We start from the raw sequence: 24,817 nt of genomic DNA, 5'->3' as shown, positions 1-24,817 counted from the left end.
TTAGTTTATATTTAATAACTATTTAAATGAAATTGTAATTTTTCATTAAATAGCCCAATATGATAGCCATCTACCAAGGCATGATTTACACTGATAGCGACTTGCATTTCTTTTTTTGACCCTACACTTTCCATTTTGCTAAATGCTAATTTTGGTATAGATTCTTTATCTCCTTTAAACGGTTCTTTATGACCTGTAAAATTCACCCATGGCAAAGACGAACAATGCACACAATCTATTGAGTTTACAGGTGGAAATAAATCATTAGAATCGAATATTCTTTCTTTTTCTTTTAAAAAATTATTCTGAAATTTAAGAATATCTTTATCATACTTTACAAATGAAAAACCAAAGGTTTTATTAGGCCTTAAAATAGTTGGTGATGCATGAATGGTATCAAAAACTACAACTTCATTCGCTTCATTTATTCTGTATTTTAAATTCTCAACGTCATTTATAGCCTGCATTGTAGCATGTAAATAGGTTACAAAAAATGAAGGTTCGTTATGACGTGAATACGCATAAGCATTGGTTACATCAACTTTAAATGTGACTCCAAAATAAGGATCTTCAAATGTATTAAAGAACTCAAAATGCGCCTGTCTATTCCATGTATGCTTATCTATTACTTTCAATTTCTTAATTAAAATGTTTTAAAATTTCGGTTAAACTATGCTCTGTTTTATATTCTGCACCATTAGATTCTTGTTTAGAAACTTGTTCATGTTGCCACGTTGTATGAAACGGTACATGAATAGCTTTTGAGCCAATTTTCACTAAAGGCAAAATGTCTGATTTTAATGAGTTCCCTATCATTAAAAACGATTCTGGTTCAATATCTAATCGTTTTAATAATTGCGTATAATTAGTATCATACTTTTCACTTAGCACTTCTATGTGATGAAAATATTTTAACAATCCCGATTTTTCTAGTTTTCGTTCTTGGTCTAATAAATCACCTTTTGTGGCAACAATTAACTTATAATCTTTAGACAATATTTTTAAAACCTCTTCTACTCCATCTAACAGCTCAATTGGCTTATTAATCATGTCCTTACCGATGACCAATATTTTAGATATAATTGCATTAGATACTGTTCCATTAGATAGTTCAACGGCCAATTCAATCATAGATAAAATAAACCCTTTTACACCATAACCGTATGTAGGAAGGTTTTTAATCTCCATTCTAAATAGCTCTTGGTCTATCTTATTAGGTGTTTCATAATGCGATAATAATTGACCTACTTCTTCTTCCGCTTCTCTAAAATAGGTTTCGTTGACCCAAAGCGTATCGTCGGCATCAAAGCCTATTACTTTTATGTTACTATAATCTACTTCCACAAACGCTTCGCTTTTTCTAAATCTTCTGGTGTATCAATTTCTACACCTTGAATTTTGGTTTCTACCATTTTTATACGTTTGCCATATTCTAAATATCTGATGCATTCAATTTTCTCTGAAGCTTCAAGAAATTGCATTGGCAGCACCGTAAAATCTAATAAGGCCTGTTTTCTAAAGGCATAAATCCCTTTGTGCTTAAAATAACGCGCTCCAACATTGGCATCTCTAGGATACGGAATTGGACTTCGAGAAAAATACAAGGCAAAATTCTGCTGATCTACGATGACCTTTACAGTGTTTGGATTATTAATTTCTTCTAAATCTTCAATTTCTACCATTAAAGAAGCTAAATCAATTTCCTTCTCCTTATCATCTTTAAAAACCTCAATCACTTTTGCTAGACTTTCACCCTCTGTAAAAGGTTCATCTCCTTGTACATTTATGACAATATCACAATCGACATCAGCAACAGCTTCAGCAATTCTATCGCTTCCAGACTCATGTTCATTAATACTCATAATGGCTTTACCACCATTACTAACGATTTCGTTAAAAATAATATCGCTATCGGTCACCACATACACTTCACTAAACAACTTAGTCGCAACAGTGGCTTCATAAGTTCTTAGAATTACAGATTTACCCGCTAAATTTTGCATCAATTTACCTGGAAATCGGGATGCACTATAGCGTGCAGGAATCATGGATATAATTTTCATCTATGTGATTTGTATAATGAACGAATTCAATTTCAAAAATAAGGTTTTAAGATGATTTTGGTCTATTTGGTCGTATCTTTTTATAGAGTTTATAAATCAAATAAAATATAAATAGGACTAAGATTATTGCTAAAATCGGTAAGAATATAGAGACAATAGACATTACAACTGATGTACCTGTTTCAATTGTTGAAACAATTGGGTTTCCAAAGCCTGCAGTAGAGACAGTAGACCCTAAACGTGTTGCACTTGCTGAGCTTTTAACAGCAGCTGCAGTTCCTCCACCTGCCATAATTGCTAAAGCCCAAGTGATTACAGGACTTAAATCTGCCACGGTCGAAACCATAACAGCTGTACCAGCTACAGTTGCTAACGGAATAGCGATGCTATCTAATAAATTATCGACCACAGGAATGTAATAGGCCACAATTTCAACCAAAGTTGCTATACCTAGAGTAATTACAGCAGTTACACTACCAATCCATTGCCAAGACTCATTAAGTTCCCAGACATTAAAATAGGCAGCTAAACTTAACGCAAACAACGGTAAAAAAACTCTAAAACCAACAGAAGCTGAAAGTCCGATGCCTAAGAAAATGCTTAAAATTGTTTCTGTCATGATTTTTAGATTAGCTAGATTTTTAGATTTTTAGATTTTTAGATTTTTAGATTTTTAGATTTTTAATCTAAAAAATCATTCTTTCTCTACAAACATTTCGTCTTTAAATCCAATTAAATAAAGTTTTTCTTTGGCTCTCGTAATGGCAGTATATAACCACCGAATGTAATCTCTATCCATACCATTTGGCAAATAGGGTTGTTCTACAAAAATAGTATTCCATTGACCACCTTGTGATTTGTGACAAGTTATAGCATACGAAAACTTGACTTGTAAAGCGTTAAAAAACTTATTGTTCTTTACTCCTAAAAAGCGTTTATATTTTGTTTCACCTTCATAATCCTTAGATACTTCTTGGTATAATCGGTTAGATTCTTCGTAACTTAATGAGGCACTTTCTACATCTATGGTATCTAATAGTAGTACCGTTTCAAAAGGAGTCATATTGGGGTAATCTACCATTCTTAACTTTACTTCTGCAAATCTAAAACCGTATAATTCTTTGATGCTAAAAATCTCTAAGACTTCAATAATATCACCATTGGCAATAAAACCAGCTTCACTTGTGGGTTTCAACCAAAAATAGTTATTCTTAACTACCATTAGGTAATCTCCTGCAGACAGCTCAGTCTCATTAAATAAAATACGTTGTCTAATTTGTTGGTTATAGGCATTTGCACGCTTGTTGCTTCTTACAATGATTGCCGTTTCCTCGTAACCATCGGCACTATACGCATCGTTAATAGCGTCCATAATTTCATAACCATCTATTAAACGTACACTATCTGTAAAACCATTGAGGTCAAATTTAAAACTCTCGTAAAAATTAGATTCTAAAACCGCTCTGAGCTCGGTTGCATTACTTAGAATCCCAGAGCCCTGTTCTTGTCTTACAACTTCATCTAGCTCAATTCCGACAACATCTTTACTGTAGTTTAAACTGAGTTTATTTTCATCTAGCGCCGGACTTAAATCAGACTTTACTGGAGGTAACTGTGCTTTATCTCCTATTAATAACAGTTTACATTCGTGACCAGAATATACATATTGCATAAGATCATCGAGCAAAGAACTGCTATCAAATGATTTTGTATCCGAAGGAGTATCCGGAATCATAGAAGCTTCATCTACAATAAAAATAGTATTGCGATGCTTATTTGGCTGCATTACAAAATTGACACCTCCTCCTTTATCTTTTTTGGGGAAATAGATTTTTTTATGAATCGTAAAGGCTTCTTTTTTTGAATAATTTGAAATAACCTTAGCTGCTCTACCTGTCGGAGCTAACAAAACAGCACTTTTTTTTGCTTGCCACAAATTTGAAACAATGGTACCAATTATACTTGTTTTACCTGTACCTGCGTACCCTTTTAATAAGTAAATTGAATTTTTATTAGTATCAAAAATAAACTGAGACAATTGCATTAACACCATGTCTTGCTTAGAAGTTGGCGTAAATGGAAATTTAGATTTTAGTAGCGAATAGAATGCAGATGCATTAGAAATCATAGAGAAAATAAATATATAGCAAGATAGTATTATTCTCTCTTTTTAAAGCGCATATTTCAATTAGTTCGTTATTTTTAATCTTTTTTAATTTGATAGTTTTAACGAACAAAAAAAAATTGTAGATTTGCGATAGACCTAAATAAATAAAAACTAATATGAAAGTAATTATAGCAATTGTAGTTATTATAGCATTAACCATTGGAATTGTATGGTTAATAGACAAATTTGTACCAAAAAAAATAAAACCAGTAATCAATATATTACTATGGGTCTTAATTATTTTCTTAGGCTATATAACTTACATGTCTGTTTATAGAGAAATAGAATTTAACGAATTAAAACAAAAGCGATTTGCTGTAGTTATTGATCGTTTAATTGATATTAGAGATGCACAATTAGCATATAAAGATGTTAACGGAACTTACACAGATAGCTTTGATAAATTAATCGGTTTCGTTGAAACTGGAAAAGTGCCAATTACACAAAGACGTGACACTTTAGTCTTAGATGAAGAAAAGACAAAAGCATTTGGTGGTGTAGAAACTATGAAAACACTAACTTTAATTGATACCTTAAGTTTTTACTCTGTTAAAGACTCGTTATTTAAAGGTAGCGATCGTTACAAAAAGATGATGGATGTTGGTATTGGTAAAGAAGGAGCTAAATTCACACTTAAAGCAGGTAAACTAGATGAATTTTCTGTGTTTGAAGCAAGTGTAGAAAAATCTGTTATCTTAAATGACCAAGAGCCTTACTTAATTCAAAAAGAAAATCAGGTAATGTCTGTAGATGGTGTTAACGGACCAACCTTAAAAGTAGGATCTATGACCGAGGTATTCACCAAAGGAAACTGGCCAAAGAGCTACACAAATAAAGAATAGTTTGAAAATAAACGATATTAAAGAACTGTCCATTCAAATTAATTTGAATGGGCTTTCTTTTTGTATTCTAAATAGAACTCTAAATACTATTGAGTTTCTCAAAACCATTCCGTTTGAGCAGAAAACAACTCCTGTAGAAGTTCTCAATCATTTAAAAGCAGAATTGAGTAGCAACACTGCTTTTTCAGAAGATTTTAATGCTGTTTTAGTCATTCATCAAAATGAGTTAGCGACATTAGTTCCTGAAGAATTATATAATGTTGAACATAAGGCCGACTATTTAAAATTCAACTCAAAAATATTGAGAAACGATTTTATTACAGAAGATGACATCTCTATTAATAAAACTGTAAATGTTTATGTTCCTTATGTAAATATCAATAATTATATCTTTGATACGTTTGGTGAATTTGTTTACAAGCACTCATCAAGTATCCTAATAGATTCGCACTTACAAAATATTGAAACCAAAGATGAACCAATAGTTTATCTTAACATCAATAAAAGCACTGTTGAAGTCTTAGTCATTGAGAAAAACAAGCTGCAACTCTTTAATGTTTTTGAATACCACAGTAAAGAAGATTTTATCTACTATATTTTATTTGTGTTTGAACAATTAAAACTAGATGTAGAAACGACAACTATTGAATTAAGCGGCAAAGTAGAAAAGAATGATGACTTATACACTGTACTTTTCACTTACGTAAGACATGTTAATTTTGTTGAAAAAAAATACAAGTTTTCAATTTCTAATGATATCGACAGACGCTATTTACACAAACATTTTTTAATCTTAAATTCCTTTTAATGCGCATTATTTCCGGATTGTTTAAAGGCAGACGTATTACAGCTCCTAAAAAATTACCTGTTAGACCCACAACTGACATGGCAAAGGAAGCGCTATTTAATATTTTAAATAATCAGTATTATTTTGATGATATTTCGGTCTTGGATCTGTTTTCTGGAACAGGAAACATAAGCTATGAATTTGCATCAAGAGGTACTGAGCACATTACAGCTGTTGATGAAAATTTCGGTTGTATTAAATTTATAAACGAAACCGCTGAAGCTTTTGAAATGACGATCAGCACTGTTAAAAGTGATGTTTTTAAATTTCTCGAAAAATCAAAACAAAAGCACAGTATTATTTTTGCCGATCCGCCTTATGATTTTGATGTCGAAGCCTTTTCAAAAATCCCAGAACTAATATTTAAAAATGAATTATTAGAAGACGAAGGTGTATTAGTTGTAGAGCATTCTAAACACACTGATTTGAGTCAGCTAGAACATTACTCGCACTCCAAAGGCTATGGAGGTAATATGTTTAGTTTTTTTGATTATTCAGCTAAAAGCTAATTCCCATTAAAAAACGCTATAAAAACAAAGCTTCATGTTAAAAACATGAAGCTTGTTTATTTAAGTAAATCTATAAGCCGAATTCTGTACATTTTCTTATTCGGAAATGAATTCCCAATAAAGAAAAAGCCCTTATCATTTATCTACGCTTACTGTTACCAGCAAACTTTAGCTGCCTACCCTCTAACAATCGCGCGTGTACGCTCAAACGTTAGTATACATGACATTGCACCACATAGAGTTTACCTGGTTTCACTACAGCATTACCTGTACATACTTTCTGTTGCACTTTTCCTCACCTTACGATGGATGGCTGTTAACCACTATGATTGCACTATGGTGTTCGGACTTTCCTACCCTAAATAAATTTAGAATCGATAAGGCGATCTACTTGGCGCAAAAGTACACAAATTGTTAATAACTCATGTTAAATTTCAGTCCTTATAAACTGCTTTTAAATGGTTATTCTTAAATTTGTAATGCTCAAAATTTGGTCTTAAGAAATGCCAAATTAAATTTAGCACTAAGATGGAACATTTTGTAGTATCGGCTCGTAAATACAGACCACAAACCTTTAAGGATGTTGTGGGTCAGCAGGCTATTACAAACACATTACTCAATGCCATTGAAAACAATCACTTAGCCCAAGCCTTATTATTTACAGGTCCTCGTGGAGTTGGTAAAACAACATGTGCTCGTATTTTAGCTAAAATGATCAATAGTGATGGCAATACAAGTGAAGATGAAGATTTTGCTTTTAATATTTTTGAATTAGATGCCGCTTCTAACAACTCAGTAGATGATATTAGAAGTTTAACAGATCAAGTTCGTATTCCTCCGCAAGTTGGAAAATACAAAGTATATATTATTGATGAGGTACACATGTTATCTCAAGCTGCCTTTAATGCCTTTTTGAAGACTTTAGAAGAGCCACCAAAACATTGTATTTTTATTTTAGCAACGACAGAAAAACATAAAATCATTCCGACCATCTTATCGCGTTGTCAGATTTTCGATTTTAAACGTATTACCGTTACCGACGCTAAGAATTATCTAAAATATATAGCAAAAGAACAAGGTATTGATGCCGAAGATGATGCGCTTCATATTATTGCTCAAAAAGCAGATGGTGCCATGCGTGATGCCTTATCGATTTTTGATCGTGTTGTAAGTTTTTCAGGTAAAAACTTAACAAGACAAGCCGTTACTGAGAATTTAAATGTTCTCGATTACGAAACCTATTTTACAAGTACCGATTTTATCTTACAAAATAAAATTCCAGATTTACTGATACAATTCAATACCATCCTTTCTAAAGGATTTGACGGTCATCATTATATCGCTGGTTTAGCGTCTCACTTTAGAGATTTAATGGTTTGTAAAAATCCTGCAACTATTCCGTTGTTAGAAGTTGGTGAAGATACCAGTCTAAAATATATGGAACAGTCGCAGAAAACGACACATACTTTTCTAATGGAAGGAATTCGGTTAGCGAATGACTGTGATTTAAAATATAAGACTAGTAAAAATCAACGTTTACTCGTTGAGTTAACACTTATGCAACTTGCCTCTATCACTTTTGATGGAGAAAAAAAAAATCTTAAGCACTTCATAATTCCTCCTTCGTATTTTAAAGCGAGAGGTATTACCCCTATTCCTGTTACGAAACCCAAAACGGATGTGAAACCATCTGAAAATTCTGTTGCTACAAAACCAATCGTAGCAAAGAAAGAACCGGTTTCTGTAGTGGCAGAACCTGTAGCTATTCCTAAAATATCTATAAATCAGCCTAAAAAGTCAACTTCAGGGTTATCTTTAAAAAGTATTAGAGAAAAGAAGGAGCATCAATTACGCCAAATGGAAGTGGTTATTGATGAAGAAAACCTTCCTAAAGAACCTGTAACACAAGAAGCTTTAAGTGAGGCATGGAAACTTTACACCGATCAGATGGACAAGAAAGGTGAAAAAATTATGGCGTCTATTTTACAAATGGATCACCCTAAACTAGAAGGCACTACACTTTATTTAACTTATTCTAATAACACAAATAAGATTGAATTAGAACGTGCTGAGTTTCCTTTAATGGCTTTTTTGAAGAAAAAACTTCTTAATTATGATCTTAAATTAGATATCACAGTTAATGAGGAGGTTGCTAAGAAATATGCCTTTACACCAATAGAGAAATACGAAAAGCTTAAAGATAAGAATCCGAACATTGAAGTGTTACGACAGATGTTTGGGTTAGATATATAACTTAATATTAGTGATTTATTCACTTTAACCTAATTGATTATTATTTTTGATATTAGGAATCATTAAAAAATAATAAGATGAATAAAAAAAAACCTACCTTTAATTGTTATTATCGCTAGTGCTATTTTAATGGTTTTAACCATCAGAGAAAGAAATAAAAAATAAGCTATTTTTTAAAAATTTAATGAGATGAAACATTTACTCACATTTTTAATCATTACTATAATTGGTTTCACAAGCTGTGAAGGCAGAAAAACGCAAAGCCAGGCTCTATCTGAAAGCATTGCAGAATTCAAAAAAACAGTGAGTTTTGAAACCAATGTTTATATCCCTGAAACCTATTTAGAACAAGAAATTGACACCTTAATGAGTAATGGTTTTCGTGTAAAGATAAAGACCTATTCTGACATGTCTAATGCCGTTCGTTTTTCTAAGATAAAAGACACTATTAATTATCAAACTCACTATAGAAATTTCAAGTTTGATGTTAGTGTTACTAAAGACAACAAACTAATTTACAATGAGAGCTTTGACAAGAAAAAAGTAAATAAAGACTTTAATTACAATGCCAATTTAGTTGCCGGCTCTGATTTATATAATTTTGATACTTTGGCAGTTTTAAAATCTATACAAGTTAACGACGACCCTACCTATATAAATATGGTCTTAATAGATATTATGCATGCTATTCCTGAATCTGATAAATACGCTTTGCATACCTTGTTTATAAATGAAAACGGAAAATCGAATATTGTTCAAGTTGAAGTAAAATAATTATGTTAGGACTAAAATTACCAACCGATCCAAGATGGGTTAATATCGTTGAAAAGAATATTGAAGATATTTTAGTAGATCATGCCTATTGCGAGCAAAAGGCTGCAAGTACAGCGATTTCATTAATTGTCGGTTTCCCTGAATATACAGAGTTAGTACAAGAAATGGTAGAACTCGTCAACGAAGAAATGAGCCATTTTAAAATGGTACACGATTTATTATTAGAAAACGGCTGGACACTTGGAAGAGATCGTAAAGATGATTATGTGATTTCTTTAATTACGTTTTTTCCAAAAGGCGGAAGCAGAACGACGCAATTAGTCCACAGATTATTATATGCAGCGCTAATAGAAGCACGAAGCTGTGAGCGTTTTAGATTATTATCTGAAGAATTAGAAGATAAAAAACTAGCCAAGTTTTACAAAAAGCTTATGATTAGCGAAGCTGGTCATTACACAATGTTTTTAAATTTTGCTAGAAAGTATGGAGACCGTAAAGACGTTGACCAAAAATGGGAAGAACTTCTCAATTTTGAAGCTGATATTATGCGTAACTTAGGGAGCAAAGAAACTATTCACGGTTAATCCATTTTATTTTTAAGATAACAAAAAAGCCTTAACATGTGTTAAGGCTTTTTCAGTATTATAAGTTCAGTATTTTACATTTTGATTCCAAAACCAAATTGGATCACGTGATTTTTAGCTTCAACATCTGTTAAATCTTCATCTAAGATATTGGTTATGCCGTAATAATATCTTGCATCTAGGAATAGCTCGTCTGTAATCATATATTCAACACCAGCAACTCCAGAAAACACAAACGTAGAAAAGCTATCTTCATATTCCCACGTCTTTAAAGCGATTTGAGGACCAACACCTAACAAAAGATTATCTGATATTGAAAACCTAAGAAGTATAGGTAATTTAAGATAATCAGCTCTAAGGTTTCTTTCTTTCGCACCTTCAGCAGACCATTGTAATTCTGTTAATAATGACAAATTATCTGACAAACTAAAATCGGCAAAACCAGCAAAGGCAAAACCATTTCTGTGTTCGTTTTCAAAATCAGCGTCAGGTTCAAAGTCTAAATTAGAGACATTTAACGCTCCTCTAACACCATATAAAATATCTTGAGACATTCCTACAGATGTAAAAGCAACAAACAATAAAGCAACTACGTATTTTTTCATAATTTTCAATTTGAGATTACGAAGATAAATTAAATAATAATTTCAGATCAATTAATAGGTCTATATAGAGAAAAATCGGACAAATGGATGAATATCCCTTAAAACTAGACTATAACACTCGATACCGTTTCATAATACATGCTCTTTATGATACCATCTGAAAGTCCTATTTTTGGCACATATATATCTTTTGCTCCACTCCATTTCATAGCAGACAGGTATATTCGGGTTGCCGGAATTATAACATCTGCTCTATCTTGATTTAGATTTAACTTCGTTATACGTTCCTCGTATGAATAGTTCTGAAGCATTTTATAATAACTTGTTAAATAGAAATAGGTTAATGGCTTACCGACATCTTTTCCCGATATTTTAAAAATCTTGTTGATGTTACCACCAGACCCTATCAATTCTATTTTATCGTATTGTTTAGTATTTTCTTTTATCCAATGTTCTACTTCTTGCCAGGTTTCACTCTTTACAATATCGTTTAGTAATCTTACAGTTCCGATTTTAAACGATTTAGACATTTTTTTATCACCATTGTGAATGATTGAAAACTCTGTACTACCACCACCAACATCGACATAAAGATAGGTTCTATTAGGGTTTATAAAAGATTGTAAGTCGGTTGCTGCAATTATAGCAGCCTCTTCTTCCCCATCAATAGTTTCTATACTGATACCGCACGTTTCGAGTATTTTTTCAGATAAAGGAGCACTGTTTTTAGCTTCTCTCATCGCCGATGTTGCACATGCTTTGTAACGCGTCACTCCATGAGACTTTATAATAAGACTAAAAGCTTTCATGGTATCTATCATTCGTTCTTGGTTATATTCTGAAATTTCACCTTTAAGAAATACATCTGCACCTAATCTAATAGGCACACGAACTAATGAGTTTTTTTTAAAAATTGTGGGTTCATCATCTTGTTCTATGATATTAGAAATTAATAACCTTACGGCATTCGATCCAATATCAATAGCTGCAAACTTCTGTATCTTCAACATAATTATCCTTCTAAATTATTTAAATAATACTTATACGTATCAAATTGTGCTCTTACCTTAGGATTGTCATTTCTTCGATAGGTATTATCTTGATTTTCGTTGATAATCCTTGCTTTTACATTATCATTCCAACAAATATCAAACAAGTGTTTTAACTCTACTTTTATATCTTCATCATAGATTGGGCAACTGACTTCCACCCTATTATCAATATTTCTAGTCATCCAATCTGCTGAAGAAATGTAAATTTTAGGATCGTTTTGGTTCGAAAAAATATACAGACGTGTGTGTTCTAAGAATTTATCAACGATACTAATAATTTCAATATTTTCACTCATACCTTTAACTCCTGGTACCAGACAGCAAATCCCTCTTACAATCATTTGTATTTTTACTCCTGCTCTACTCGCTTCATATAACTTATCTATCATTTTATAGCTACTTATGCTATTCATCTTAAGTTTAATATAAGCAGGCTTGCCATTTTTGGCACTTTCTATTTCTTTATCAATTAAACCAAATAATTTAGACTTCGTATAATGTGGTGACGTAATGAGATGCTTATATCTATTGATTTTATAATTAACTTCAAAAAAGTCGAACACTTTATTGACCTCCTTTAATATTTTTGGGCTTGCAGTCATTAAGGTAAAATCCGTGTAAATTTTAGCCGTAGATTCATTAAAGTTACCTGTACTTATAAAACCATATCTTACTAATTTATAGTCTTCTTCGCGTTCAATAACACACATTTTACAATGTACTTTTAAGCCCGTAACACCAAAGAACATCTTAATACCTTCATCTTGCATTTGTTCAGCATAAGTAATATTTGCTGCTTCATCAAAACGAGCTCTAAGCTCTATTGACACGGTAACCTTTTTACCATTTTTTGCCGCATTAATTAAAGAACTAGCAACATGAGATATTTGAGCTAATCTATAAATCGTAATTTTTATGGTTTTTACTTTTGGATCTAAAGCTGCTTCTCTTAAAAACTTAACGATATAAGAAAAGGTATGATAAGGCGTATAAACCAAATAATCCTTTTTAGCAATAGTTTTAAAAATACTCTCTTCTAGACTTAATCCTTTTACAGGTAGTGGTTTAATCTTTGCGTAAAGCAAATCCGTTCTCCCCAAGCTCGGAAAGCTCATATAATCTCTACGATTATGATATCTACCACCAGGAATAAGACTCTCTTTTTCATCGATAGACATTAATTTGAGAAGCAGATTTAGCGTTTTCTGTTCGATATTCATGTCGTACACAAAACGTACAGGAGCACCACTTTGTCTATCTTTAACACTTTCTGAAAGCTTATCAATAAAACTTTTACTCAAATCGCTATCAAAATCTAGTTCACCATCCCTAGTAATCTTAATCATATGAGCACTGATACTGTCATATTTAAAGATGTTAAAAATATCATCTAAACAATACCTTAAAATATCATCGACCATAATAATATAGTTACTACCGTTTTTACTTGGTAGCACTACAAAACGATCCATTGCTGTAGAAATCTCAATCAATGCCACTTGATCTTTGTTTTCTTTGCTAGACATTTTCACCGTTAAATAAGCTGAAATATCCATAAGTTCAGGCAGAGCAACATCCTCGTTAAGCATTATGACTACTAATGCTGGACTTATTTCTTGATAAAAGTAATTTTTGATAAACTCGTGATGATCGTCATCAATTTCTGTTTCATTTATGACATAAATATTTTCATTTTGAAGCTCTATATCAATCTCATCTAAAATCTCTAAACTATAACTTTGTTGCTTAATAACAATTTTAGTTATTTCTTCTAAAAGATCACCTGCCTTAATACCGCCTAATTCTGATTTACCACCTTTTCCTGCTTCGTAAATACGCTTAACTGTAGCATATCTAACTTTAAAAAACTCATCTAAATTATTAGAGAAAATACCTAAAAATCGTAACCGCTCAATGAGTGGCACATCTTTGTCTGCAGCTTCTTGCAAAACACGCTCATTAAACTTTAACCAACTTAACTCTCTATTTATATAAATGTTTTTATCTTTTGTCATTCTCTTAAATCCTTTGGAATTATAATATACTCTGTAGTTCCTTGTTTCAGGTCTTTCCAATCTTCAATATCAAAATTAATTTTAACTAAACCACTTGTAGGAAGATTATCTATAAATGTATCCCCAAATATATTAGAAATTGACGTGAAAGCATGATTGTGACCGAAAATCATAACCTCTTTTAAGTCATTCGATAAGTTTTTTATGAAATTAATTACATTTACCCCATCAAAATCATACAAATCTTCATTTACAATTATATGATTTTCAGGTATTTTTAAAGATTTCATGAAGACTTTACACGTACTTAATGCTCTGTTTGCTGGACTTGAAAATATAATATTGGGAACACAATCTTTGATATAGAGCTCCTTAGCTACCAACTTAGAATCCTCAATACCTCTTTGTTTTAAAGGCCTATCGTAATCTATAACATCGTATTCCCATGATGATTTACCATGTCTAACTAGTGTAATCGTTTTCATACTTTATCGATTAAGTGTAATTATTTTCGACAAAACGTTGCATATGTCCGTTTTGACGAGTATATTGCCGCTTTAACTTTATTATTTGCCTATGAATTTAGTTATAGGTTAATTTGCTATGTAAAATTAATGTAAAACACCCCAAATTAAAAACTATATTAATAAATCCATGCTTTGGTATTTAACCACCAAAATCCCTTCCCTCTAAATATTTTGATTGCCCAATTGAACATAATAATATATGTTTGATTAATAATTGATGTATTACATTATCAAAAAAAAAGACATCGCTAAGCGACCATAAAATTTGTTAATCAATTATAAATATGAAAATAATTTTACCTATAATGTTTATTGCGTCAGGATTTTCATCATCGAGTAAACTAGACTTCAGTCTGTCTGCGGTTAGTACTACTACTGACCATGATGTAGCGACAATCTGTTTTAATTCGACTCTAGTTGCTACAACGGAAAATCTCAGTTACTTAAATAAAAGAATTAACATTGACCAAAACTACGCACCACTCTATTTTCAAAACAACATTACAACCTATATAACTCACAATCATATTTTAAAGCAATCATAACCTGATTAACTTAAAAAAGCTTAAGATGAAACATTTATACTATCCCAAATCTAAAACACCACGTAAACCTCTAATGAGTTTGGTGTTTATCATGACTCTAGTTATGGTCAATTTTTATTCTTTTGGTCAAACACTAAAGACAACTAATAATAAAGGACTGAAAACCCAGCAGGTTCCTTCAGAAATTTTTAGTTCCCAAAATGAGCCCTTTCTTCTTCATAAGTCTTCAAATTATACAGATTTACAAAAAGCAAGCATAGGGCAAGCCAATGTTGCTTTTAATTGTGATGATGGTTTTGGATATATTCTAACAAATGTTTCAAGTCCTAACGGTAACGTTACGGGCTTATACTCATTTGATTTATCTACAAATACATTAGCCTTAATTAAGGATCCTATAATTGCTGAAACTAACACGTCTCAATTTATTAATGCCATTGGATACAATATAGTTGATAATTACTTATATGGTATACTAAGTGGTAGTAGTAAAGTTGTTAAAATTGATCGTAACGGTGATATAGAATTATTAGACATCACAGGTTTCTCTGGTAGTAATTATGCCTCTGGAGATATTGACGAGAACGGAATTTTATACTTGTACGGAAGCAGCAAGTTTGTAGCTATTAATTTAAACCCAGCTAGTTCAGATTACTTAGTAGCTAACACTGTTTTACAACATTCTAACTCTGTTAATGATATGGCGTTTAGCCCTGTTAACAACAAGTTGTATATGTTAACAAGCTCAGGTTCAAGATCATTATATGAATTTGATCCCGTAACTAATACCATTACAAATTTAGGTAATGTCTCAGGGCTACAATCTGAATCTTCTAATTCATTTGGAACTGCTTACATGGATGCCCTAGGGAATATGTATGTTGCAAATAATTCATCAGGTAATACGTATAAAATTGCAACACCTCACTTAGGTGGAACAACTGCAACTTTCTATAGTAATTTACCAGGCGTTAGTCCGGGTGATGGTGCACGTTGTCCTTCACAACCAACTAAACCAGTTGCTATTGCAGACGATATTTGTGTGACTTCTGATATTAGTAATATTACACTTAATGTCGCTGAAAATGACTCTGAAGGTACATACGCAATTGATCAAAATTCTGTACAACTCATTGACCCTAACACTTCGTTACCGGCAAATAGTGTCACAATTTCTGGTCAGGGTACTTTTACATTAGGATCGAATGGAGACGTTACATTTGAAGCTTTAGCTAGCTTTACAGGTGTCTCTATTGAATATACAATTTTAGATGTCATAGGTTTTACGTCTACACCAGGGGTTATAACTATTAATTTAAACGATACTGCAGCACCAACAGGAGCAACGACACAAGAATTTTGTGAAGATGAAAATGCTACGGTAGCAGACTTAGATGCTACTGGAAATAACATCATTTGGTATGCTGATGCAAATAGCACTACCCCATTAAATTCAGATGCAACGTTAAGCGATGGAGATATCTATTATGCATCTCAAACAAGTTCGGAAGGCTGTGAAAGTACCGAGAGATTAGCTGTTACAGTTAATTACAGTACTGAAATCGCTTTGGTTTCTCAACAAGAAACAAGCTGTACCGTTGTTAATGGAACCTTATACACTATTGAAGCTACATTTACTGGTACAGCACCATTTACAGCTTCTGGAGATGGACAACCAGGTACTTTTACAGATAACAATGACGGCACAACTACTTGGGTATCTAGTCCTATTGAAAGTATAATTGAAACTTACAATGTTACTATTCAAGACAATTGTGGTTCACTTACTTTAACTGGAGCGTCTCCAGCTGAATGCTTAAATACTCCTTTTGATTGTGACGATGGTTTTGCTTATATTATTGTTAACGAAAGAAACGGTGAAGGTGATTTTGTTTCCGGATTATACTCTTATGATTTAGCAACACATGCACAAACCTTAATAAAGGCACCGTTAATAACAGATGCTTCTACATCTCAATTTGTTAATGGAATTGGTTACAATGTATTAGACAATAATATTTATGGAATACAACAAAACACTAACAACATCGTAAAAATTGATGCCTCAGCTAATGTAGAATTTCTACCTATTGTAGGACCATTTACTGTTGGAGATTACAGTTCTGGTGATATCAATGCAAATGGCATTTTATTTCTACATGGTGAGAGTAAATTCGTTGCTATTGATTTAAATCCATCTAGTCCAAACTATTTAACATCAACTACGTTATTAAATTATCCTGTTTCTGTTAATGACATCGTAGTTAGCCCTGCAGACGGTAACATATATATGGTAACAAGTACAAGTAATAGAAAGTTATTACGCTTTAATGTTACTAGTAATACTATAGATGATCTTGGTTTAGTAACGGGTTTAAGTTCAGAAACAACCAACGCTTTTGGAACAGCTTATATGGATGCACTTGGAAACATGTACATTGCCAACAATGCTTCAGGAAATATTTATAGAATAGCTTTACCTCATACTGGGAATTTAGTAGCCACGAATCATGGTGATTTAATTGATATTGAACCTGGAGACGGAGCGCGTTGTCCTTCTCAGTTAATTGCTCCTGTTGCAGTTAGTGATTCTATCTGTGTTACTTCTGATGAAATAGCAGCAGAAATAGAAATTAATGTTTTAGACAATGATTCTGCAGGAACTTATAATTTGGATATAACGGGCGTACAATTTATTGATCCTATAACATCATTACCAACTAGTACAGTTACAATTACTGGTCAAGGAACATTTACCGTAAGTGTTGATGGTGTCGTATCATTTGAAGCAGTATCAGGTTTTTCCGGAACTTCTGTAGATTATATTATTACAGATATTATAGGAACGCCATCTATGCCAGCATCTATAACTGTTAGTTTAAATACAACTGATGCTCCTACAGGAGATGCAAGTCAAGAATTTTGCGAATCTAGTAACCCAACAGTTGCCGACTTAAATGTGACAGGTGAAACAATTCAATGGTATGCAACTGAAACGGAAACATCCCCGATCGATGCTACTGAAGCTTTAATAGATGGAAACACCTATTATGCTACTCAAACTTCTGCCGAAGGTTGTGAAAGCTTAGAACGTTTGGCGGTAATAGTAAGCATTAACGCTGATGTTACTTTAGAAACTACAGAAGTAACATTATGTTCAGATGATAATACGACATATACAATCGTTGCTACATTTACAGGTTCTGCTCCTTTTACTGCTATCGGTATTGGACAACCTGGTACTTGGGTCGCAAATGTTAATGATACTTTTACTTGGACATCAGATGCAATTCCTGCTGACCAACCTTATAATGTAGATATTCAAGATGAAAATTCTTGTAATACCATTACATTATCAGGTGAAGCTGCTATTTGTTGTGAGTTTATTGTAAGCTGCCCTACTTTCGAAGAGACTACTGTAGCTTGCTACGGAGAGCTACCTACTGAAACTACTTATTCTATTGAGGAATTTGAAGCATTAGGTAACGCAGATGGGATTATCGGTGATGACGCTTGTGGTATAATAGAAATTACAGCTCAAAATAGCGCTAACCAAAATACTTGTAACCAAACCATTACACGTACTTATACTGTTACTTCTTATGAAGATACCAACGGTAATGGAGTACGCGATAACAATGAAACTACAGTTTTAAATAGTACAGAGTGTACACAGATTATTACACTAAACGACACTATCGATCCAACATTTACGGTTCCTGAAGATATTACAGTTGAATGTGATTATGATTCTACAGACCTATATATTACAGGTTTTGTGAGTGATGAAGCGGATAACTGTTCTACTGATTTAAAAGCTAGCTTTACGGATAGTATTGAAGATGGATCTTGCCCAGGATCATATGTTATTTTAAGAACCTGGTCTTTAAGCGACAGTTGCGATAATACTACAACCAAATTACAAACTATCACTGTTCAAGATACTACGGCCCCAACATTTACTGGTCCTGCAGATATCACTATTGAATGTGATGTAGATATTACTGATGTTTCAATTACAGGTGATGTCACTGACATTATAGATAATTGTGCTGTTGATCTTGAGGCTACTTATACAGATAGTATTGAAGAAGGTACTTGTCCTGGGGCGTCAGTTATTACAAGAACATGGACTTTAGCTGATGACTGTGATAATACAACCATACATATACAAACCATTACTGTTCAAGATACAACTGCACCAACATTTAGTGTGCCTGCTGATATCACTACTGAATGTGATGTAGACGTTACAGACCTATCTATAACAGGTGATGTTACGGACGAAACTGATAATTGTGCTACTAACCTTGAAGCTGTTTTTACTGATAGTATCGCTGATGGCTCTTGCCCAAGCTCATCTATTATTACGAGAACATGGTCTTTAACCGATGAATGTGATAATACCACAACATTTGTTCAAACGATTACAGTTCAAGATACCACTGCACCAACTTTTAATGAAACTCTACCAGTAGATATAGATGCAGAATGTGACGCTGTACCTACAGCTGAAACATTAACTGCAACTGATAACTGTGGAACTGCAGAAGTTACTTTCTCTGAGGAAATAACTAATGGTTCTTGTATGGGATATTACATTATTGAACGTACATGGACTACTACAGATGATTGTGGTAATGACGCAGTACATACGCAATTTATCAACGTACAAGATACTACAGCACCAACTGTTGTTACGGCTTTTGATGAGACCTTAACTGTCTTGTGTGATAATATTCCTGAGGTGCCAAGTTTAGTGTTTGAAGATTCGTGTTCTAATGATATTGATGTTAGCTTCAACGAAGAATCAACACAAATCAATAACTCAGAAAACTATGATATTATAAGAACATGGACAGTTACTGATGATTGTGGAAACGAAGCTTTATTTACACAAACAGTTACAGTAGAATTAACCAATACAATGCAAGCCACAGATGCTAATCGTTGTATTCTAGATTCTGAATTTAATTTATTCGACCTGTTATCTGGTGACTTTAATGAAAATGGAACATGGAGTGTTGTTTCTGGTAATGCTACTGTTAATGGCAGCTTATTTGACCCATCTTCTGCTGAAGTTGGCGAGTATACTTTTATGTACTCAATTGCAGATGCTGCTTGTCCTGCGGATATAGAACTTAACGTTACATTAGATGATGATTGTGTGGTATTAGCTTGTGGTGAAGATGATGTTGTTATATCTAAAACAGTAACTGCAAACGGAGATGCTTACAATGAAACATTTACAGTTACAGGTATAGAAGATTGTGGATTTGTAATTGAGCTTCAAATATTTAATCGTTGGGGTGCAGAAATTTATAAATCTAACAATTACTTAAATGATTGGCGAGGTGAAGCACACAGTTCTTCAATTGGAAGTTCTGGAAAAGTTCCTACTGGTACATATTATTACATTATTAATCTAAAAAATAGTGGATTAGAGCCAATCGCTGGTCCTATCTACGTAGCAACAAATTAACAAAAAACTTAACCAATGAAGTTATCAAAAATTATAAGTATTGCGATACTATTTTTGAGTGTTTCTACAGCTTTTGCTCAACAGTTACCTCAATTTACGCAGTATATGTTTAACACTATTTCTATTAATCCTGCCTATGCAGGAAGTAGAGAAACACTTAGTGTCGTAGGTTTACATAGAAGTCAATGGGTTGGTTTAGATGGTGGACCAGAAACACAAACCCTATCGGTACATGCGCCATTACGTAACGAAAACATGGGTTTAGGAGTTTCCTTTATCAATGACAAGTTAGGTTATGAAAATTTCTCATACCTCTATGCCGATTATTCTTATACAATTAAGGCTAGTGAAACTGTAAAATTAGCATTTGGTATTAAAGGTGGTCTTACTCATTACAGCTTAGATGAAGAGTTATTGAATGATCCTTCTGTAGTAAGCGATCAGTTTTTTAATGATGTTTCTAATCGTTGGAGTCCAAACTTTGGTGCTGGTTTATATTTACATTCATCGCGTTGGTATCTTGGACTTTCTGCTCCAAGAATATTAAATACCGATTATAATAACGGTGGTAGTGGTTCTGTTGATTATGTCGCTCTAGAACGTATTAGTTATTATGCGACTGGTGGCTATGTTTTTGATTTAAGTGAAAACACCAAATTAAAACCATCAGCTTTGTTAAAGGCTACAAATGGTGCTCCATTATCTTTTGATATCTCTGCAAACTTCTTATTCCATGATAAAGTCTGGTTAGGAGGTGCGTATAGAGTTAACGAAAATGCAGCAGCTATTGGTGGTATAGCAGATTTCCAAGTCTCAAAACAACTGAGAATTGGTTATGCTTACGAATATCCAATTTCAGATATAAGACCTTACACTAGTGGTACACACGAAGTATTATTGATGTTTGAAGTCTTTAAAAGTAAACGTATTAAATCGCCTAGATATTTCTAAAAAGATCCCATTATGAAGACCAAAATATTAGCGTTCGTTATAGTTTTTAGTAGTGCATTCTCTTTTGCCCAAACAAAATTAGCAGATAAGTTTTTTGAGAATTATGGCTATGTAAAAGCCATTGAATTGTACGAAAAAGCTGTTGAAAAAGGAACAAATAGCGCCCACGTATTAACAAGACTAGGTGATGCTTATTACAATAATTCTGACTCTAAAAAAGCAGCTTATTGGTATGAGAAAGCCTTAACTGAACATAAAGACATTGATGCTGAGTATATTTATAAATATATTCAATCTCTAAGAAGTATCGGTAATTACAAAGAAGCCGATGTGTGGTTTAAAAAACTTAGTGATGCTCAACATGGAGATAGCAGACTTAAAGGGTACAATCCTGATGAAGTCGATATTTTTGATAAGCTAAACTCTAAGAACGATGATCTAATTGTTCAGATTGAAAATTTACCTTTCAATACCGAGAACTCTGATTTTGGATCTTACATGTTTAACAATACGCTTTATTTCGCTTCTTCAAGCAGTAGTGATAGTAAAGTGTACAATTGGAACAAAGAGCCATTTTTAGATATATTCCAATTAGACGTTACCACTGAAGATGATGGTTCTGAATCTTATGGTGCTTCTTCTGAAATCAATGCCGATGGTATAAACACAGATTATCATGAGGCTTCTGTTGCCATTACTAATGATGGAAACACAATGTATTTTACTAGAGATAACACAACCAAGCGTAATAGATTAAAATACGATAAGGAAGGTACAACACATCTTAAAATTTACAAAGCTACTTTAGTAGACGAGCAATGGTCAGATGTTGAAGAATTACCATTTAATGATGATTTATATTCAACTGGTCACCCTGCATTAAGTCCAGATAACAAAACCTTATACTTTGTATCTGATAGAGACGGTGGTTTAGGACAAACGGATATCTATTCAGTAGTCATAAATGAAGATGGCACTTATGGTGAGCCTCAAAATTTAGGTGATGATATTAATACTGAAGGTAGAGAAATGTTCCCATTTATTAGCGATGATAATACGTTCTACTTTTCTTCAGATGGTCATTTAAACTTAGGTCTTTTGGATATTTTTCAATCTAACATATTGAAAGGAGACGCTACAAAAGCTCCGGTTAATATTGGTGCCCCATTTAATAGTGGTTACGATGATTTTGCTTATTTCATTAACAGTGAAACTCAAAAAGGTTATTTCTCTTCAAACAGACTAGGAGGTAAAGGAAGTGATGATATCTATAGTTACTCAGTAACAGAGTGTCGTCAGCAAATTACAGGTATCGCTAGAGAAAAGAGAACAGATATTATTTTAAGCGGTGTTACAGTGCAACTTATTGACGAAACCGGTAAAATATTAGAAGAGGTTATTACTGCCGATGATGGATCGTATACTTTTGATGTTGAATGTGGAAAAACATACACCATACTAGGATCTAAGACAGATTACGTAGATGATAAAGGGACTGTTACAACGACTAATGAGAATGAAAAAGTAAATGAATTAGATTTATCGTTGAGACCGTTAATTATGGACAATCAGATTGTTATTAATCCAATATTCTTTGATTTTGATAAATCTAACATCAGAACAGATGCTGAATATGAATTAGAAAATATAGTTGATGTATTACGTAAGCATCCTGAAATGATTATTAAAATCGAATCTCATACAGATAGTAGAGGTCGCGATAATTATAACTTAAAGTTATCTGATCGTCGTGCAAAATCTACTAGAGACTACCTTTTATCTAGAGATATCGGTCCTGAAAGAATAGAAAGTGCAATTGGTTATGGTGAAACACAACTTTTAAATGATTGCGGAAATAATTCTAAATGTACAGCAGAAGAACATCAGTTAAATAGACGTTCGTACTTCTACATCATAGATAGAGACAAGAAGTAAATATCACTTTCTTAAAAATTAAAAAGAGCAAGCTTTATAAGTTTGCTCTTTTTTTATGTCTAAAAAAATCATACCATTTTAATAGAAAAGTATGTAAAGAAAGTAATTTTGACATGAAATTAAAATATCCTAAATGAAAATTATAGGACTACGCTTAGCTATAACACCAAACCCTATCCTTATTCAAAAACTATAAAAGAATGCGTTACAGACAGCCTAAGCAAGTATCAATTAGCTTACGCGAACTTAGTTATTAAGAATACATGATCGGAGTTTAAACTAATATAGATGGGACTCTTAATTTAGATAGTTCTAAAATTAATTAAAGATCCCTTGATAGTCATCATTGATTGGTGCTTATAAATAAAGCATAGCATTAACTGGCTATAACAGTCAAATGATTATGTGTTAAACATTCAATTATTACCAAAAGTAGAAACCCTAAATGACGTTCTAGTTTTAAGTAAAACGAAACAATATAATAAGCACAAGACCAATCTTTCTACGAGTAAGAGAAAACAAGTATTTCCTACATCTATACCTTTTGGTTATGAAATAGCCACGTTAATAGAAAAACCAAAGCAAAAAAACGGTAAATTGATTGCAGTAGAATTGAAATTTAGAGATTCAAGTAGAGACCTCTATGAAACGTATTATCGCTTAGTTTTTTATAATGTACATGATTTTGGTTTTTCGGAAGAGCTCATATATTATGAAAGCATCATTATTAAGCCCGAAAAAGACACTAAGAATTATAAAATAGATTTAGAAGATAAAGCTATTCCATTCGGTATAAAAGGAATTTTTGTTGGTATAGAAACTATAAAGCCAGACCATATTGAAATCATCAATTCACTGTACTTAACAACGCCCAGTATTCTGCATACTCAAGGTAAAAAAGAATTAAAGTTTACGCGTTTTCGTTCCAATAACTGGTCTAAGCACTCTCGGAAATCTGTTTTTAAAAAGAAATATTATGCAATTCCTTTTATAAAAACTAAAGTGTTGTTCGAAAAATAGTAAATACTCTTTTACAGAAAGAAAACTAGCGCTTAATAAAAATATTGGTAAAATACCACTTCCCTGCACTATTCTGTTCTGCTGAGACATCAAAATCGGTATAATCACCTTCAATATTATCTCTATGACTAGGACTAGCTATCCAAGCATTAACAACAGATTCTGCAGAACTAAAACCATAACCAACATTTTCAGTAACGATATTAGCATTTGCATTAGCCTGTAAACTTTGTTTTCTTAGGAAGAAATTATCATGAGATACGTTATTAACCTCAATCATATACTCGGTGTGTGTAGAGGCCACAGCTTTAACCGTATTATGATTATTAAGAGCATTTAATCCTTCGTTAATGCGATATGCATTAATAAGCTCCATAATTTCAATCTCTATGGATTTAGCTTGAGGTGCAACAGGAACTTCAATTGAATTTAGGGCTTCTTCTTCTGTGTTGTCTTTGGCACAAGACGTAAAAGTAAAAAGGGCAACAATAGCCAAAAGTGGCAAGAGTTTAGCTGCTTTCATAATGTAGGTTATTTAGGTTTGGGACTGCTAAATTAACCACACAGCTAAGTTAAACTGTTAAGAAAATGTTAAAATCGACAAACAACACGCCGTTAATCGAAATTTAATGTAAATCATCGATGA

At 32.8% G+C, this 24,817-nt stretch carries 21 protein-coding genes and 1 other RNA gene; 11 read left to right on the top strand and 11 right to left on the bottom strand.

Going from position 1 to position 24,817, the window contains the following annotated elements; all coding sequences use genetic code 11:
- Positions 1 to 11: 11 nt before the first annotated feature.
- The 5 genes from DFQ09_RS05085 to DFQ09_RS05065 form a co-directional block, all read right to left on the bottom strand.
- Positions 12 to 635 carry a CatA-like O-acetyltransferase gene (locus DFQ09_RS05085; protein ID WP_115808580.1) on the bottom strand — a complete coding sequence of 208 codons (624 nt, stop codon included), beginning with the start codon at positions 633 to 635 and terminating at the stop codon, positions 12 to 14.
- 4 nt (positions 636 to 639) lie between these two features.
- Positions 640 to 1,344 (bottom strand): HAD family hydrolase, encoded by a 705-nt coding sequence (locus tag DFQ09_RS05080; protein ID WP_115808579.1) that lies wholly within the window; start codon positions 1,342 to 1,344, stop codon positions 640 to 642.
- The gene (kdsB, locus tag DFQ09_RS05075) at positions 1,335 to 2,063 is read right to left on the bottom strand and encodes a 3-deoxy-manno-octulosonate cytidylyltransferase (protein ID WP_115808578.1); all 729 of its coding nucleotides are present in this window, start codon (positions 2,061 to 2,063) and stop codon (positions 1,335 to 1,337) included. Before kdsB ends, DFQ09_RS05080 begins: the two co-directional genes overlap by 10 nt.
- Positions 2,064 to 2,109: 46 nt before the next feature.
- The gene (locus tag DFQ09_RS05070; protein ID WP_115808577.1) at positions 2,110 to 2,685 is read right to left on the bottom strand and encodes a DUF4126 domain-containing protein; all 576 of its coding nucleotides are present in this window, start codon (positions 2,683 to 2,685) and stop codon (positions 2,110 to 2,112) included.
- 72 nt (positions 2,686 to 2,757) lie between these two features.
- A complete protein-coding gene (locus tag DFQ09_RS05065) occupies positions 2,758 to 4,191 on the bottom strand; it encodes an ATP-dependent DNA helicase (protein ID WP_115808576.1) in 1,434 nt (477 codons plus the stop codon).
- A 155-nt stretch (positions 4,192 to 4,346) separates the two neighbouring features.
- Here DFQ09_RS05065 and DFQ09_RS05055 point away from each other — a divergent pair, with 155 nt between their 5' ends.
- The 3 genes from DFQ09_RS05055 to rsmD are packed head-to-tail and all read left to right on the top strand — an operon-like array spanning position 4,347 to position 6,428.
- Complete coding sequence (locus tag DFQ09_RS05055) at positions 4,347 to 5,072, top strand: hypothetical protein (RefSeq protein ID WP_115808574.1); 726 nt, start codon at positions 4,347 to 4,349, stop codon at positions 5,070 to 5,072.
- A gap of 1 nt (position 5,073) precedes the next feature.
- Entirely contained in the window at positions 5,074 to 5,880 is an 807-nt protein-coding gene (locus tag DFQ09_RS05050; protein ID WP_115808573.1) for a DUF3822 family protein, read from the top strand.
- Positions 5,880 to 6,428 (top strand): 16S rRNA (guanine(966)-N(2))-methyltransferase RsmD, encoded by a 549-nt coding sequence (rsmD, locus tag DFQ09_RS05045; protein ID WP_115808572.1) that lies wholly within the window; start codon positions 5,880 to 5,882, stop codon positions 6,426 to 6,428. The genes DFQ09_RS05050 and rsmD overlap by 1 nt, the downstream gene beginning before the upstream one ends.
- Before the next feature lie 57 nt (positions 6,429 to 6,485).
- On the opposite strand, the gene rnpB is transcribed toward rsmD, so the two are convergent.
- Positions 6,486 to 6,822: RNase P RNA component class A (rnpB, locus tag DFQ09_RS05040), an RNA gene on the bottom strand.
- Positions 6,823 to 6,956: 134 nt separating this feature from the next.
- Between rnpB and dnaX the strand changes: the two genes are divergently transcribed.
- The 3 genes from dnaX to miaE all read left to right on the top strand — a co-directional run bounded on the left by dnaX (position 6,957) and on the right by miaE (position 10,039).
- A complete protein-coding gene (dnaX, locus tag DFQ09_RS05035; protein WP_115808571.1) occupies positions 6,957 to 8,681 on the top strand; it encodes a DNA polymerase III subunit gamma/tau in 1,725 nt (574 codons plus the stop codon).
- Between the two features lie 189 nt (positions 8,682 to 8,870).
- Entirely contained in the window at positions 8,871 to 9,455 is a 585-nt protein-coding gene (locus tag DFQ09_RS05030) for a hypothetical protein (protein ID WP_115808570.1), read from the top strand.
- A 2-nt stretch (positions 9,456 to 9,457) separates the two neighbouring features.
- Complete coding sequence (miaE, locus tag DFQ09_RS05025; RefSeq protein WP_115808569.1) at positions 9,458 to 10,039, top strand: tRNA-(ms[2]io[6]A)-hydroxylase; 582 nt, start codon at positions 9,458 to 9,460, stop codon at positions 10,037 to 10,039.
- A gap of 74 nt (positions 10,040 to 10,113) precedes the next feature.
- Here the strand turns inward: miaE and DFQ09_RS05020 are convergent, their stop codons facing one another.
- The 4 genes from DFQ09_RS05020 to DFQ09_RS05005 form a co-directional block, all read right to left on the bottom strand.
- Positions 10,114 to 10,644 (bottom strand): porin family protein, encoded by a 531-nt coding sequence (locus DFQ09_RS05020; RefSeq protein ID WP_115808568.1) that lies wholly within the window; start codon positions 10,642 to 10,644, stop codon positions 10,114 to 10,116.
- A gap of 104 nt (positions 10,645 to 10,748) precedes the next feature.
- The gene (locus DFQ09_RS05015; RefSeq protein ID WP_115808567.1) at positions 10,749 to 11,654 is read right to left on the bottom strand and encodes a Ppx/GppA phosphatase family protein; all 906 of its coding nucleotides are present in this window, start codon (positions 11,652 to 11,654) and stop codon (positions 10,749 to 10,751) included.
- A gap of 2 nt (positions 11,655 to 11,656) precedes the next feature.
- On the bottom strand, positions 11,657 to 13,711 hold the full coding sequence (gene ppk1 / locus DFQ09_RS05010) for a polyphosphate kinase 1 (protein WP_115808566.1): 2,055 nt from the start codon (positions 13,709 to 13,711) through the stop codon (positions 11,657 to 11,659).
- Entirely contained in the window at positions 13,708 to 14,196 is a 489-nt protein-coding gene (locus tag DFQ09_RS05005) for a SixA phosphatase family protein (RefSeq protein ID WP_115808565.1), read from the bottom strand. The genes ppk1 and DFQ09_RS05005 overlap by 4 nt, the downstream gene beginning before the upstream one ends.
- Before the next feature lie 326 nt (positions 14,197 to 14,522).
- Here DFQ09_RS05005 and DFQ09_RS18750 point away from each other — a divergent pair, with 326 nt between their 5' ends.
- From DFQ09_RS18750 to DFQ09_RS04985, 5 genes are all read left to right on the top strand, one after another.
- Positions 14,523 to 14,783: a hypothetical protein gene (locus DFQ09_RS18750; RefSeq protein ID WP_147298323.1), complete on the top strand. Its 261-nt coding sequence runs from the start codon at positions 14,523 to 14,525 to the stop codon at positions 14,781 to 14,783.
- Between the two features lie 25 nt (positions 14,784 to 14,808).
- Positions 14,809 to 20,265, top strand: a complete 5,457-nt coding sequence (locus DFQ09_RS05000; RefSeq protein WP_115808564.1) for a DUF6923 family protein — start codon at positions 14,809 to 14,811, stop codon at positions 20,263 to 20,265.
- A gap of 15 nt (positions 20,266 to 20,280) precedes the next feature.
- Positions 20,281 to 21,216, top strand: a complete 936-nt coding sequence (locus DFQ09_RS04995) for a PorP/SprF family type IX secretion system membrane protein (RefSeq protein WP_115808563.1) — start codon at positions 20,281 to 20,283, stop codon at positions 21,214 to 21,216.
- Between the two features lie 12 nt (positions 21,217 to 21,228).
- On the top strand, positions 21,229 to 23,151 hold the full coding sequence (locus DFQ09_RS04990) for an OmpA family protein (RefSeq protein ID WP_115808562.1): 1,923 nt from the start codon (positions 21,229 to 21,231) through the stop codon (positions 23,149 to 23,151).
- Positions 23,152 to 23,556: 405 nt separating this feature from the next.
- The gene (locus tag DFQ09_RS04985; RefSeq protein ID WP_115808561.1) at positions 23,557 to 24,171 is read left to right on the top strand and encodes a hypothetical protein; all 615 of its coding nucleotides are present in this window, start codon (positions 23,557 to 23,559) and stop codon (positions 24,169 to 24,171) included.
- A gap of 25 nt (positions 24,172 to 24,196) precedes the next feature.
- Here DFQ09_RS04985 and DFQ09_RS04980 read toward each other — a convergent pair whose 3' ends face one another.
- Complete coding sequence (locus tag DFQ09_RS04980) at positions 24,197 to 24,694, bottom strand: CAP domain-containing protein (RefSeq protein ID WP_115808560.1); 498 nt, start codon at positions 24,692 to 24,694, stop codon at positions 24,197 to 24,199.
- Between the last annotated feature and the right edge of the window lie 123 nt (positions 24,695 to 24,817).

The sequence above is a fragment of the Winogradskyella pacifica genome, assembly GCF_003386275.1.
Taxonomy (GTDB): domain Bacteria; phylum Bacteroidota; class Bacteroidia; order Flavobacteriales; family Flavobacteriaceae; genus Winogradskyella; species Winogradskyella pacifica.
Note: the sequence above shows the minus strand (reverse complement) of the source record. Positions and strands in the feature narration are given on the sequence as shown.